The organism is Alcanivorax sp. HI0083, from assembly GCF_001635175.1.
In genome coordinates, this window is the sequence record NZ_LWFX01001685.1 from 1 (window position 1) to 13,233 (window position 13,233).

13 protein-coding genes are annotated in these 13,233 nt (G+C 58.3%); 9 read left to right on the forward strand and 4 right to left on the reverse strand.

What is annotated here, in order from left to right:
• The coding region (locus tag A3754_RS24600) for a 4-phosphoerythronate dehydrogenase (protein WP_063521605.1) at positions 1-814 on the reverse strand (814 nt) is incomplete at its 3' end.
• 36 nt (positions 815-850) lie between these two features.
• Entirely contained in the window at positions 851-1,729 is an 879-nt protein-coding gene (locus tag A3754_RS24605; RefSeq protein ID WP_231880780.1) for a fructosamine kinase family protein, read from the reverse strand.
• A gap of 150 nt (positions 1,730-1,879) precedes the next feature.
• On the opposite strand from A3754_RS24605, the gene A3754_RS24610 reads away from it, so the two are divergent.
• The 9 genes from A3754_RS24610 to A3754_RS24650 all read left to right on the forward strand — a co-directional run bounded on the left by A3754_RS24610 (position 1,880) and on the right by A3754_RS24650 (position 11,191).
• Positions 1,880-2,398 (forward strand): hypothetical protein, encoded by a 519-nt coding sequence (locus A3754_RS24610; protein ID WP_063521606.1) that lies wholly within the window; start codon positions 1,880-1,882, stop codon positions 2,396-2,398.
• Positions 2,395-4,311: a lipopolysaccharide assembly protein LapB gene (locus A3754_RS24615; protein WP_231880781.1), complete on the forward strand. Its 1,917-nt coding sequence runs from the start codon at positions 2,395-2,397 to the stop codon at positions 4,309-4,311. The genes A3754_RS24610 and A3754_RS24615 overlap by 4 nt, the downstream gene beginning before the upstream one ends.
• Positions 4,308-7,253 (forward strand): tetratricopeptide repeat protein, encoded by a 2,946-nt coding sequence (locus A3754_RS24620; RefSeq protein WP_231880782.1) that lies wholly within the window; start codon positions 4,308-4,310, stop codon positions 7,251-7,253. The genes A3754_RS24615 and A3754_RS24620 overlap by 4 nt, the downstream gene beginning before the upstream one ends.
• Entirely contained in the window at positions 7,234-7,998 is a 765-nt protein-coding gene (locus A3754_RS24625; RefSeq protein WP_231880783.1) for a tetratricopeptide repeat protein, read from the forward strand. The genes A3754_RS24620 and A3754_RS24625 overlap by 20 nt, the downstream gene beginning before the upstream one ends.
• Entirely contained in the window at positions 7,998-8,285 is a 288-nt protein-coding gene (locus A3754_RS24630) for a hypothetical protein (protein ID WP_063521609.1), read from the forward strand. Before A3754_RS24625 ends, A3754_RS24630 begins: the two co-directional genes overlap by 1 nt.
• A gap of 149 nt (positions 8,286-8,434) precedes the next feature.
• The gene (locus A3754_RS24635; RefSeq protein WP_007151030.1) at positions 8,435-9,127 is read left to right on the forward strand and encodes a MotA/TolQ/ExbB proton channel family protein; all 693 of its coding nucleotides are present in this window, start codon (positions 8,435-8,437) and stop codon (positions 9,125-9,127) included.
• Between the two features lie 41 nt (positions 9,128-9,168).
• Positions 9,169-9,708 (forward strand): biopolymer transporter ExbD, encoded by a 540-nt coding sequence (locus A3754_RS24640; RefSeq protein ID WP_063521610.1) that lies wholly within the window; start codon positions 9,169-9,171, stop codon positions 9,706-9,708.
• Positions 9,705-10,205: a biopolymer transporter ExbD gene (locus A3754_RS24645; RefSeq protein ID WP_063521611.1), complete on the forward strand. Its 501-nt coding sequence runs from the start codon at positions 9,705-9,707 to the stop codon at positions 10,203-10,205. The genes A3754_RS24640 and A3754_RS24645 overlap by 4 nt, the downstream gene beginning before the upstream one ends.
• Positions 10,202-11,191 carry a TonB family protein gene (locus A3754_RS24650; RefSeq protein ID WP_063521612.1) on the forward strand — a complete coding sequence of 330 codons (990 nt, stop codon included), beginning with the start codon at positions 10,202-10,204 and terminating at the stop codon, positions 11,189-11,191. The genes A3754_RS24645 and A3754_RS24650 overlap by 4 nt, the downstream gene beginning before the upstream one ends.
• A 257-nt stretch (positions 11,192-11,448) precedes the next feature.
• On the opposite strand, the gene A3754_RS24655 is transcribed toward A3754_RS24650, so the two are convergent.
• Positions 11,449-11,886, reverse strand: a complete 438-nt coding sequence (locus A3754_RS24655) for a thioesterase family protein (RefSeq protein ID WP_063518735.1) — start codon at positions 11,884-11,886, stop codon at positions 11,449-11,451.
• A 48-nt stretch (positions 11,887-11,934) separates the two neighbouring features.
• Positions 11,935-13,092, reverse strand: coding sequence for an iron-containing alcohol dehydrogenase (locus tag A3754_RS24660; RefSeq protein WP_063521613.1), 1,158 nt, complete (start codon positions 13,090-13,092; stop codon positions 11,935-11,937).
• Positions 13,093-13,233 lie beyond the last annotated feature (141 nt).

Genomic DNA, 13,233 nt, shown 5'->3' on the forward strand with positions numbered 1-13,233 from the left:
CATAGAGCATGCGGGTCCCTTTGCGCTTGCCTTCCAGGCTGTAACCCGCAATATGCGGCGAGCCCATCAGCACCTGCTGATACAGCGTCGGCGGCACCGTCGGCTCTTCCTCCCACACATCCAGCACCGTTGACGGCCCGGCACCACCGGCCAGCTGCCGGGACAGGGCCACATTGTCGATAACCGGCCCGCGACAGGTGTTAATCAGCATCTGTTCCGGCCCCAACCGGGCAAGCCGGTTCGCATCCAGCAGATGCCAGGTGGCATCATCCCCTGTGCGGGTCAGCGGCACATGCAAGGTGATGATATCGGCATCCAGCACCTGATCCAGCGGGACCAGGCTCACCGGCCCGGCGTAACCGGCACGCTCCAGCAGAGGGTCACAGCCGCGCACCGTCATGCCCAGCGCTCCCAGCCAGTCCGCTACGCGACGCCCCACATTCCCCAGGCCAACCACTGCCACCCGGGTTTCCCGTGGGCATCGCCCCTGGGCCGCGCACAGCAATAGCACGGATTGCAGCACATATTCCGCCACCGCACGGGCATTACAGCCCGGCGCATGGGCAAACGGAATGCCTGCCTGGGCCAGGTACGCCAGATCCACGTGGTCCGTACCAATAGTGGCGGAGCCTACAAAGCGCACCTGTGAACCGGCCAGCAAGGTGGCATCCACACGGGTGACAGACCGCACCAGCAGAACCTGCGCCTCACCCAACTGTTCCCGGGTCAGGGTGCGGCCGTCCACTCGCTCAACGGTGGCAAAGGCCTCGAAAGGCTCCAAACCGGGCATGTTGGCATCGGCGATAATGTGCATCGGTATCCTTGGGTTAAGCATCAGTATTGGCGCCAGCTATTCCAGCTCCCGGCAAAGCAACCGGGCCGTATCGGTGACAGCGGAGGCATAGCAATGGCCAAACAGGTTGAAGTGATTCAGCCAGTGATACAGGTCATACACTGGCCACCGTGCCCGTTGCTCCGGTGTCGGCAAATGCCCCTGGTAGCCATGATAAAACGCCTCGGGTGGTCGGCCGAACAGGTTCAGCATGGCCAGATCCACCTGCGGGTCGCCATAATAACAGGCCGGATCGAAGAACACCGGCTCTGGGCCGTCAATTTGGCCCAGATTCCCCATCCACAGGTCCCCGTGCAACAACCCACTGGCAGGCCTGCGCGGCAACCACTTCGACAGATGGTCAATAACCCGATGCACGGCGCGACAGGCCGGCGCCGGCAGCCCCTTCTCCGTTGCCCATTTCAGCTGTGGCCGCAGCCGCTGACGGGCAAAAAAACGCGGCCATTCGGTTTCGTCGCCGTTGTGCTGCACCATGCCACCGATAAAGTTGTCCGCCACACCGCCATAAACCGTGTTTGTGGCCCCGCTATGAAGCCCGGCCAGGGCTTGCCCGGCAGCCCACCACCCGGCCTGCCCCAGTGGCTCCAGCGCCAGAGCGTCCAGAAACAGGACCCCGCCCGCCTCATCGGCGTACCGGCCCTGTACCTGCGGCACCCGTAACCACGGCTCCAAGGCCCGCAACCCGGCTTCTTCCGCTGCCAGCAATGCGGCATTCGGGTGCATTTTGACAAAACAGCGCCCTCCGGAATGCGTCAGCAAGCCGCTGCTGGCAGTCTCTCCACCAGCACCGGGCCGGTACCCTATCTGCTCGTTCCAGCCCCGTTCGGACAATGCCCGTCGCAGCACCAGTGGCAAATTCGTATCATTGCTATCCATAAACTTGACTATAGAAGCCTCCGTCGGTGGCGCTAAGGGCCAATCATGACCGATGGTTACCCTTGATTTAAGCCGTTCTTCTGATTACAACTAGGCACTAAAGAATGCCGCGTTGGCGGCCCATAACAACAAAAGAAGCGATCGCCACCCATGAAAGCATTTTTGCCCTTCTGCGGCGCCGTGTTAGTAAGCCTGTGCTCCATTGCCGGTGCGGCTGACGACGATGGCCTGTCCGAGCAGATTCGCCAACTCAAGAGCGAAGCCCTCAACCTGAACCGGGATCTCACCCTGCTGGAACAGGAGCTGCTCTACGCCAGCCCCCAGACCAGCATATTTGTCTCCGTCGACGTGGGCACGCCGATTCGACTGGTGGACATCAACCTGACCATCGACGGTGACCATGTTGGTTACCACTTTTATTCCGACCAGGAATTCGAGGCGCTCACCAAGGGCGGCATCCAGCGCTTGTATACCGGCAACCTGACCAGCGGTCGCCACGTCATGGAAGCCACCATTACCGGCTACGACCCCCTCGGCAAGGATTACCAGAAAACCACCAGTTACAGCTTCACCAAGGGCCCCGGCCGCAAAATGGTGGAAATGCAAATGGTCGATGACCTGAATAACCAACAGCACAAATTCCAATTCCGTGAGTGGAATCAGCAATGACACGACCCCGCATGCAACGGTGGCTGTTGTGTTCGCTGTTAGCTATCAACCTGACTCCGGCCCAGGCCGCCAAGGTTGAGTTCTTCGATGAGATTGACACTGGCCCACAGGTCCTTGGCGAAGAAGAGCACCGTTATCTGGCGTTTGGAGAAGTCATGTATGACTACTACCGCGAAGCCAGCTTCGACGCCATTAACCTGCTGCTGACCAACCAACAGCAGCAACTTTTCAATGAAGATACCGATTACGCCGAACTGGTCCTTGGTGACCTCTATGTTACCTACGGGCTACCAGGCAAAGCCGAGGTAATCTTCAACCGGCTGCTGGCAAAGGATATTCGCAGCCGCACTCGCGCCCAGACCTGGTTACACAAAGCCGCCCTGCACTACCGCGAAGGCAACTACACCGACGCCGCCATGATTCTCGATGGCGACAATATGCAAGGCCTGGAACCGGCCGATGAAGCCCGTCGCCGCCTGATGCTGGCCAATATCCTCATGGCTGAAGGCGACTTCACCGGTGCCCTGGATTATCTTCACTCCGTTCCCCTGAACACTGACGAAGGCCGTTACGCCAGCTACAACATGGGGGTAGCGCTGATCCGGGCCGGCCACCAGGATCAAGGCCTCGAGTTGCTTAAATCCTTGCTGTCCGCCGGCGGCAGCAGCAATCAGGCTTTGGCACTGCGCGACCGGGCTGCACTGGCATCAGGCCTGACAGAATTGAAAGGCGGCAACCTGGAGAATGCCCGCGCCGCCCTGCGCCAGGTACGCAGCGACGGCCCATTCTCCGAAGACGCCCTGCTCGCGCTTGGCCTGGCGAACTACCGCGCCGGCGACGTAAAACGGGCCCTGCCCCTGTGGCTGGAAGCCGTGCACCGTAACAGCAGCCATCCCTCCGTGCAGGAAGCGTTGATGCTGGCACCCCGCGCCTATGAGGAGCTCGGCGGCCTGCCCCAAGCGCTGTCGGGCTATCAGTATGCAGCCACCCAATACCGCGAGGCCCTTAAGGACATTCAGCGCGCCATCGATAACATCGCCAAACCTGGCTGGTCCGAAGCCTTGCTGCCTGAAGACGAAAACGCGGCCGGATTACTCCCCGCCAATACCAGCGACATGGTAAAAGGCGGCGAGCTGTCGTATTTATACAAGCTGTTTTCCAGCAACCATTTTGCCCAGCGCTTTGAGCACTACCGGCAAATTCAACAGATCAAATCCATGGTGGAGCATTGGCAGGACTCCCTTCCCGCCCTGCAGCAAAGCTACCAACAACAACGCGACACACTGAACCGCAACCTGCCCCATGTCCGTGGCCAGGTCACCGGTTTGATGAGCCGCCAGGAAACGCTCAGCCAGGCCAGCGACAAACTGGCCAACCGCATCCCCAACTATGTGGATATGGAAAACCCCGCCGATGTGGCCAATGCTGAACAGGCCATCATGTGGAAGAAAGTCGATGCCCTCGCCCACCAATTCGGTCGCATCCCCGCTTCTGATCACAACAACGCCATTCGCCTGCGTCGGGTCCGCGGCCTGTTACTTTGGGATATTGCCCACCAGTCGGTGGAACAGCGCGAGCAACAAGTGCAAGCTGCTACCCAATTGCGCGAAGAAAGCCAGGTACTGGCACAACGAATTGCGGCCATAAGCCAGCAAATCCGCGATGCCACCCTGCGCACCCGTGACGACGTAGGCCAGCGCCTCGCCGCACAAGACCAGAAAATAAAACAAATAAAACACCTGACAGAAGACACCTTGCTGGCCCTGGAGCAAAACATGCAGGCCGACGCCCTCGCCCTGCTCCACGCCAACCAGCAAAAGCTGGCTGACCAGTTGGCCGAAGCACACCTGGCCATTGCCCGCCTGCAAGACTCGTCCGTTTCCGGTGAGAAGAACCAGAGGAAAGGATCGTGAAACGATTTCGCCTGCACAGTCTGGCAGCCGCGATGGTGGCCCTGGGGGGCTGCGCATCCGCACCGCCAAGTGGCACCCTGGAGCAACAGGCCCGTTTCGGGGGAACCACCCTGGCGGACCTGGAAAGCACAGACATTGTCATTGAAGAGCAACAACTGGAAAGCGCTTCCACCCAGGATGCCCTGAACAGCTACCGTCAAGCGGCTGAACTGTTCGATGATCCGCAGCGCCGGGCCAAGACCCTGCGGCGCATGGCCGACCTGGCACTGGCATCTGCCACCGAACAGGACATGCAGATCGCCCAGCAAGAAGAAGCGCAGCTGGAACAGAAAGTCGACCAGCTCGTCTACGACAACACCATGTCCCAGGTGAAAACCACCGACGACACCGAGCGCAAGCTGGCCCTGCTGGATCTGGCGGGTACCATGTCCCCCACCCTGGCCGACGAGGATGTGGATTACAGCACCGCCATTCAGCTGTATCAGGAATTGTTGAACAGCACCAACGACGCCAACGAACGCGCCGAAGCCTATTACCTGCTATCCAAGGCCTACGCCATGGATGGAGACCTGGACAAGGCCCGCAGCAGTCTCGACTCCCTGGTAGAGCAATACCCCAACAGCGACTGGGCACTGGAAGCTCAGTTCCGGCGCGGTGAAATGCTGTTCTCGGAAGGTGACTACGAATACGCAGAAAAAGCCTATGCCGACGTCATCGAACGGGGCGAGCGCAACGAATTCTATAACCAGGCGCTGTACAAGCACGGCTGGAGCTACTACAAACTGGGCGAATACGAACGCGCCCAGAACAGTTTCTTCACCCTGCTGGACAACCTGAACGGCGAGGCCGTACTGGCTGATGACACCAGCATGGAAAGCAAGCTGTTCGGCGATACCCAACGGGTTGTCAGCCTCAGCTTCAGCAACCTGAATGGCGCCAAGTCAGTGAAAGCCTGGTTTGCCCGCAACGGCAACCGGGACTACGAACCGGAGATTTACCGCACCCTGGGTGACGTCTACCTGAATCAGGAACGTTTCCGCGATGCGGCGGAAACCTACGACATGTTCGTTCAGGTCTATCCGGATTCCCGCCTGGCCCCGGAGTTCTCCACTCTGCAGATCGAGTCTTACCAGAAAGGGGGATTCCCGACACTGGTACTGCCGGCGAAAGAAAAATTCATCGATCACTATGGGGTGAACAGCGAGTACTGGAACCGCCACCCGGATATCCGCCAGCAATATGTGGATCTGCTCAAGGGGCATATCCTCGACCTGGCCGAATACCACCATGTGCTCGCCCAGAAATCCGGCAAGCCTGCGGACTACCAGGCCCCGGCACGCTGGTATAAAGAGTTCCTGGATACGCCGCCGGTCAGCGCCAATCAGGGTGACGTGAACCACCGCTACGCCGATGTGTTATTCGCCGCCAACGACTACCCGGCGGCGATCACCGAATTCGAGCGCACCGCCTATAGCTACCCCGAACACACCACCGGTGGCGACGCCGCCTTCTCCGCGTTGGTTGCCTACCAGAAAATTCTTGATGGCGAGCTGGAGCAGGAACAGGCCACCCAATGGCGCCAACAGAAAATCGCCAGCGCCCAGAAGTTTGGACAAAACTTCCCGCAACACCCGCAGGCAACCAACGTGTTGCACGATACCGCCGAAGATCAGCTCGCTCTTGGTGATGTGGAAGGTGCAGTGAAAACCGCCGGCATTCTGGTCAGTCGCGATCCGGCTCCGGCGCCGGAAATGCTTCGCTACGGCTGGGCCACCATTGCCAACGGCGAATTCGATCTTGGCCGCTTCAAGGTTTCCGAACTGGCCTACAACAAGCTTCTGCTACTGGAAGTGCCGCCGGAACAACGCGCTGAATACCGCGAAAAACTGGCGCTCAGCATCTACCGCCAGGGCGAGCAACAGCGGGACCAGGGCAACCTGGACGTGGCCGCCGCCACCTTCCTGCGCGTTGGTCAGGCGGTGCCGGAAGCCGCTGTACGCAAGAATGCCGAGTTTGACGCCGCCACCCTGTTCATTCAGCAGCAGCGTAGCGCCGATGCCATTCCCGTCCTCGAATCTTTCCGTCAGCGTTACCCGAACGACCCGCTGGCCGATACTATTCCGGACAAACTGGCGGTGGCCTACGAACAGCAAGGCAACTATACCGCCGCTGCCGGTGAGCTGACCCTGATCGCCGCTAACCATAAAGGCGAGAACGATGAACTGGCCCGCCAGGCCATGTGGCGCGCCGCCGAAATGCAGGACCGGGCCGAGAAGCCGCAAGCATCGATTGCGCTCTACGAGCAGTACCTGCAGGAATGGCCGCAACCTTATGATTTCCGCTCCGAAGCACAATTCAGGCTGGTGGAACTGAACCGCAAAACCGCCAACAGCGAGCGCGAAACCTACTGGTTGAAACAACTGGTCACCAGCTACCGTGATGCCGGCAACAATGCCGACGACCGCGTCGCCTGGCTCGCCGCCTACGCCAGCTTTACTCTGGCTGAACCGAACTTCCAGGAATTCAACCGCATCAAGCTTGAACAGCCACTGAAAACCTCGCTGGCTGCAAAAACCACAGTAATGAAAAAAGCGCTGGCGGATTATCAGGCTGTGGCCCAGATCGGCGTCGCCGAGTACGCCACCGCCGCCAACTACAAGATTGGCGAGATGTATCGCGTGCTGGCCAGGGATCTGATCAAGTCGGAGCGGCCCAACGGCATGGATGAGCTTGAGCTTGAGGAATACACCATGCTGCTTGAAGACAAGGCCCTGCCCTACGAGGATCAGGCCATCGATATTCTTATCGCAAATGCCAACCTGGTCACCGATGACATCTATGATCAGTGGGTAAAAAAGAGTTTTACCGCGTTAGCAGAGCTGATTCCCGGCCGTTATGCGAAGTTTGAACAGGTTGAGAGCTATGTCGACATTATCTATTAACGCAGCACGCAGCACGCAATACGCAACACGCGGCGCGGCTCTCTTGCTGGTGCTGCTATTCGCTGGCTGTGCCACCCAGGGCGGCGGCGGGTTGGACGGTACTGCCGAAGGCAACACCAGCAAATATGAACAGCAGAAAAGTGGCGGCGCTGCTGCCAACAGCGATGCAGTGCATATTCCACCGGTGCCCCACGACCCGAAAGTCGAGAAAATTGCGCAACAGGCCATGGGCGAATACGCCCGTGCCCTGAAAACCCGCATGGCGGGCAACAACCAACAGGCACTGGTCATGTTCCAGTCTCTGGCGCAACGCTACCCGCAACTGTCCGGGCCACAGCTCAACATTGGCTTGATACAGATGGAATTGGAGGATTACGACAAGGCCCAGGCGGCTTTCGAGCAATCCCTGGCCATCAATGATGCCAATCCCTACGCCCACAACGGGCTTGGCCTGGCCCTGCGCGAGCAAGGCGAGTTCGATAGCGCGCGTATTCATTATGAGCGCGCGCTGGTGCTTGACCCCAAATATGCCCGCGCCCATTTCAATCTGGCTGTACTCGGTGAGCTCTATCTGCAGGACATGAACCTGGCCCTGAATCATTTCCGTGCCTATCAGAACCTGCAGAAACTGCCGGACGAAAACGTAGCCAACTGGATTGTCGATCTGGAGCGCCGTGCGCCGGATCAACCCAGCCAACCGGTTGCCGAGAACGGCTCTACCCTTAACCCCGGGGAGATAAACTGATGCGAAGCCTGTTGCCCCTTGCTGCACTGCTGCTGGCCACTGTCAGCCATGCCGCCGATGACCCCAGCGAACCGTCTACCAACGTCATCGGCACCCAGGAAGCTCCTACCGTGCTGAACGTGGTGCCCTGGAAAGATCGGGAAGTGAAACTGGAAAAGAAAGACCCCACCTCATCATTGCTCAACCGGGTACTGGAGCCACTGGACCAGGAAGTACTGATGCGTGAAATAGAGTACCACCAGCTGCTGACCCAGGAACCGGACAATGACGGCCTGTTTCTGGAATAAACAAACACGGTAAATAGCATTAGCGTGCGTGCACGCTTTTTTTCTGATAAAAACGAACACTTTGGGGAAAGGCGTCAGCACGTTCACAACAGCCGAAACGTCGCTGCGCTCAACAATAACGCTAAACAGAAACATCGCAGGAGAAGTTCATGCCCACCACCGCCGCTGCCGCCCAAAATCTGGGTGTCATTGAGACGTCTATCAAATTTATTCAGGATGGCGGGTTTTTCATGTACCCCATTCTGATTGTGTTGGCACTGGGCCTGGCCCTGTCTCTGGAGCGTATCATCTACCTCCAGGCCACCAAGGCAAAAAACCAGAAGACCTGGAAAGATGTTTACCCGCTGATTGCCAAAGGGCAGTTCCGCCAGGCGCTGGACGTGGTCAGCAACAGCAACACGGGTATGGCCAAGGTGATTGGCTACGGTCTTGAGCGTGCCAAATCCGCCAAGCGTCATGATGATATCGAACTGGCCATGGAAGAAGGCCTGATGGAAATCATTCCGCGCCTGGAAACCCGCACCCCCTATATCGCCACCTTCGCGAACATCGCCACCCTGCTCGGCCTGCTCGGTACCATTCTCGGTCTGATCAGCGCCTTTACCGCCGTTGCCAGCGCAGACCCGGCCCAGAAAGCCGACCTGCTTTCTGCCTCTATCTCTGTGGCCATGAACACCACGGCGTTCGGCCTGATCGCTGCGATCCCCATGTTGTTGGCTTTCGCCTTTATCAATTCCATGACCGGCAAACTGGTCGACAGCATGGAAATGGCCTCGGTGAAATTCGTTAACGTATTCCGCCAGGTTTCTGCCCAGCAAGAGCGCAAGAACGACGGCCAATAAGCCGATTTCTTGTTTTCGCTAACCTGGTGTAAGGATCTGGTATGCGTTTTCGCAGACGACGTTCGCATGACACCGAGGTGGAACTGAACATCACTGCCTTCCTGAATTTGATGGTAGTGCTGATTCCTTTTCTGCTGATCAACGCGGTCTTCGCGCAGGTATCTATCCTGCAGCTCGACCTGCCCGCGGTGAATGACAGCAGCACCCCCTCGGAAGACGACGAAAAAGACAAGCTGGTGCTTGAAGTGCTGATTTACGGCAACCGCTATGAAGTGGTCGACCGTAATACCAGCGCAGTGCTCAAAATTGTGGAAAACAATGGCGAGACACCCAACAGCACCGGTTTGCACGATTACCTGGTGAAGGTAAAAGAGAAGTTTCCCAATGAGACCGCCATTACCCTGCTGTGCGAGGATGACACCCCCTATGAGGTGATGATCCAGACCATGGACGCTGTGCGTCTGTACAACAGCGAGGTCAACGGCCAGACCATCAAGAAAGAGCTGTTCCCGAGCATCAGCATCGGTTCAGCGCCCAAGGATCAAAGCGCCAACAACGCCGGCAAGGGAGGTGATGCATGAAGAAGTCATCCCGCGCCCGCCGCATGGCCCGGCACCACGGCAAGCACAAGGCCGTAGCCACGTTGAACCTGACCTCCCTGATGGACATTTTCACCATCCTGCTGATCTTTCTGCTGGTGAATAACAACAATGCGGCCAAGCTACCGGACAATCAGGATATCCAGTTACCGGAATCCATTGCCCAGGAACTGCCCACCGAGGTGCTGACCATTCAGGTGAGCCCCATGGATATCATTGTTGCTGGGCAGAAAATCGCTGATACCGAAACGGTAAGGAATCAGGAAGAACGTACCGTGGCGGCGCTGGTGGAAGAATTGAATTTCCGCGCTTCACAGGGCTTGGCAATCAGCCCTGACGAAGATCGGGAAATAATGATTCTTGCCGACCGCTCGGTGCCCTACTCGGTGATCAAGAAGTTGATGCGTAGCTGTATGGAGACCCCATACACGCAAGTCGCCTTCGCTGTGCTGAAAGTCGCAGAGGAGGAAGAGGAATGACGCAGAAAAACAATAACAAGCTGCGCATACTGATCGACGGCTCGCTGCCTTGGGACAAACAGGAAGGGGAAGACCGACGCCTCTACGGCATCGTTATCGTTCTGCTGATTCTCTCCCTGCTGATCATGATCATGGTCAACGCGGTAACCATCGAGAAACCGGACCGCCGTGAGCAGCAGAAAATTCCTGAGCGCCTTGCGCAACTGGTCATGGAGAAGAAAAAGGAGCCACCACCGCCGGAGCCCGAACCGGAACCCGAGCCGGAAGAGAAAAAGGAAGAACCCAAAAAAGAGGAGCCTGAACCGGAGCCCAAGCCTGAGCCGAAACCCGAGCCCAAGCCCAAACCGGTACCGGAACCTCAGGAACGCCAGCAGGCCCGTGAAAAAGCACAGGCCAAACTGGAAGAGGACCTGGGTGACTCTCTGGCCGGGCTGGACGATATCGGCCCATTGGTGGACTCTGGCAGCGGCCTGCGAACCGGCGGCAACACCACAGCCAAGGCTGAGCGTGACCTGATCGGCACCCGTGCCGGCAGCGGTTCCGGCGGCGTTGCCGTAGCCCGTGCCTCAAGTGGCGGCGGAGGCGGTGGCACATTGTCCTCCGGCACCGTGGGCAGTGGTGGCAAGCAGGTGGACAGCAAGATCGCCCAGGCTGGCGAAGTGGCCAGTACCTCGCGTAAAGGCAGCGATGGCAAAAGTCGCCGCACCCAGGAGCAGTTGCGCCGCGTATTCGACCGCTATGCTGGCAAGTTCAACAGCCAGTACCAGCGCGCATTGCGCAGCAATCCTGCCCTGCAAGGGACCGTGGTACTTGCGCTCACCATCGCCCCCAGCGGCGACGTGCTGGACGTGAAAATCAAGTCTAGCCAACTGGGTGACGACAAGCTTGAACGGCGAATCCTGTTGGTGGCCCGAAAAATGAACTTCGGCGCCATGAATGTGGAAACCTGGAAAGGCGATTACAAGCTGAACTTCTTCCCTAACTAAGACGCGGCACGCAACACGCCGCAGGCAACACGTAAAAAGGCGGAAATGGGCTGACACCCATTTCCGCCTTTTTACTATCATCGCCATGTAGGTCGCATTTACCCAAGGGCACAGAGAGCCTGAAAGGCGTAATCCGACATCCTGCACGCAAAGCAACGCAAACGGCTGATTGTCGGCTTACGGCTACGCCTAAGTCGACCTACATTATCAGCAAGCTGTTTCTGGGTATCACCCTTTTCAGATAACGATAACGCACACTATTGTGCCAGTCGCGCTAACGCTTCGCGCAAGGCATCAGGAATGGCGACGGGTCGCCCTGTTGCTCGATTCACGAACACGTGTACCACAAAACCGGTGGCCTTGGCCGGGCCTTCACTGCCGAACAGTGCCAATCCATAGCGCACAGAACTGTTTCCCAGCTTGTCCACCTTCATCCCCACCACCAATGATTCCGGATAGGCTGCCGCTTCCAGATAGTCACAACCGGAGCTGACCACATAGGCGATGTGTTCGCCTTCGTGGATATCCAGTCCGCCTTCGTCGACCAGGTAGCGGTTAATGGTGGAGTCAAAATAGCTGTAATAGACCACGTTGTTGATGTGGCCGTAGATATCATTATCGCTCCAGCGACTATCCACCGGGCAAAGGTAGCCGTATTCCTCACGCTGAGGACGGCTTGGTTTATCACTACTCATTCGTGTTATTTCCTGAAGTGCTGCATATCACCTGTTGCGTCTCTTGAATCAATATACTGCCTTGTAAATATTCAGGGCATCCGCCTCGGTCACTTCACGGGGGTTATTCACCAGCAGCCGTTGCTGGAGCATGGCATCCGAGGCCAGGGTTTCCAGGCTGTCTTCGGTGACCCCGGCATCGCGCAGGCGCACTGGCAGACCCACCTCACTGATCAGCGACTCCAGCGCCGCAACCAATACTCCCGCGCCATCGTCATGGTCAGCAAAGGGGCGGTCACTGAGAATGGGTGCCAGCTCGGCATAAAGCGGCGCCGCCTTGGGCAAATTGAAGCGCAGCACTTCCGGCAACACCAGAGAGTTACTCAGGCCATGGGGTATGTGGAAATGCCCTCCCAGAGGGTAAGCCAGTGCGTGAACTGCGGCTACCGGGGCATTGGCAAAGGCTTGCCCCGCCATCATTGCACCCAGCAGGCAAGCTTCCCGGGCAGCCAGATTATTGCCCTCCTTCACCGCCGTGGCCAGATTACCCCCCAACAGGCGCAACGCTTCACGGGCCAGCATGTCGGAATACGGGTTCTTCTTGTGCGCACTGGTATACGCCTCGATGGCATGCACCATGGCATCCACGCCGGTTGCGGCCGTCACATGAGCCGGCAACCCCAGGGTCAGCTCGGCATCCAGCACAGCCAGATCCGGTAACAACGACGACGCCACAACGCCCGCCTTGGTGGTCGCACCGGTGGTCACAATGGCCACCGGCGTCACTTCAGAGCCGGTACCTGCGGTCGTCGGCACCTGCACCAATGGCAGTCGCGGGCCCGTTGCCAGGCCCACGCCGTAGATATCGGACAATTGCTGGCTGGCCTTGGGGTGTGACAGCAACGCAACCAGTTTGGCCACATCCATGGAGGAACCACCGCCAAAACCAATCACCAGATCCGCGCCGGCGTCCTTGGCACTGGCAGCAGCATCCAGCACGACCGAGTCCGCAGGGTCCGCAGTCACCTGGTCGAAAATCGTCAACGGCATATTGGCGCTGCGAAAGCTCTCTTCCACTGGTCCCAGCAAGGGGGTGCTGCGAATACCCGGATCAGTGACCAACATGACCCGGCTTGCACCCAGCTGCTGGCACAGTTCAGGCAAGCGGGTTGCCGCACCCGCTTCCACCAGCACGCGGTGCGTGGTGGCAAATTCAAACCCCACCATGGTGTCTCTCCATCGAAATTTGGAATGTGATTTTATGCTAGCACAAGTGACGATGGGCATAGGCGCCAATCCCCACGGGTTTCACGTCAAAAATGTATCTGTTTATCAATAAGCGGCCCTTCGCTCAATAGCGCGCTCTCG

What these genes read in the sequence shown, in the direction of transcription:
- A3754_RS24635 (WP_007151030.1), top strand. Translation starts at nt 8,435, where the DNA reads ATGCCCACCACCGCCGCTGCCGCCCAAAATCTGGGTGTCATTGAGACG.
- A3754_RS24645 (WP_063521611.1), top strand. Translation starts at nt 9,705, where the DNA reads ATGAAGAAGTCATCCCGCGCCCGCCGCATGGCCCGGCACCACGGCAAG.
- A3754_RS24660 (WP_063521613.1), bottom strand. Translation starts at nt 13,092, where the DNA reads ATGGTGGGGTTTGAATTTGCCACCACGCACCGCGTGCTGGTGGAAGCG.
- A3754_RS24625 (WP_231880783.1), top strand. Translation starts at nt 7,234, where the DNA reads ATGTCGACATTATCTATTAACGCAGCACGCAGCACGCAATACGCAACA.
- A3754_RS24630 (WP_063521609.1), top strand. Translation starts at nt 7,998, where the DNA reads ATGCGAAGCCTGTTGCCCCTTGCTGCACTGCTGCTGGCCACTGTCAGC.
- A3754_RS24640 (WP_063521610.1), top strand. Translation starts at nt 9,169, where the DNA reads ATGCGTTTTCGCAGACGACGTTCGCATGACACCGAGGTGGAACTGAAC.
- A3754_RS24605 (WP_231880780.1), bottom strand. Translation starts at nt 1,729, where the DNA reads ATGGATAGCAATGATACGAATTTGCCACTGGTGCTGCGACGGGCATTG.
- A3754_RS24615 (WP_231880781.1), top strand. Translation starts at nt 2,395, where the DNA reads ATGACACGACCCCGCATGCAACGGTGGCTGTTGTGTTCGCTGTTAGCT.
- A3754_RS24610 (WP_063521606.1), top strand. Translation starts at nt 1,880, where the DNA reads ATGAAAGCATTTTTGCCCTTCTGCGGCGCCGTGTTAGTAAGCCTGTGC.
- A3754_RS24655 (WP_063518735.1), bottom strand. Translation starts at nt 11,886, where the DNA reads ATGAGTAGTGATAAACCAAGCCGTCCTCAGCGTGAGGAATACGGCTAC.
- A3754_RS24650 (WP_063521612.1), top strand. Translation starts at nt 10,202, where the DNA reads ATGACGCAGAAAAACAATAACAAGCTGCGCATACTGATCGACGGCTCG.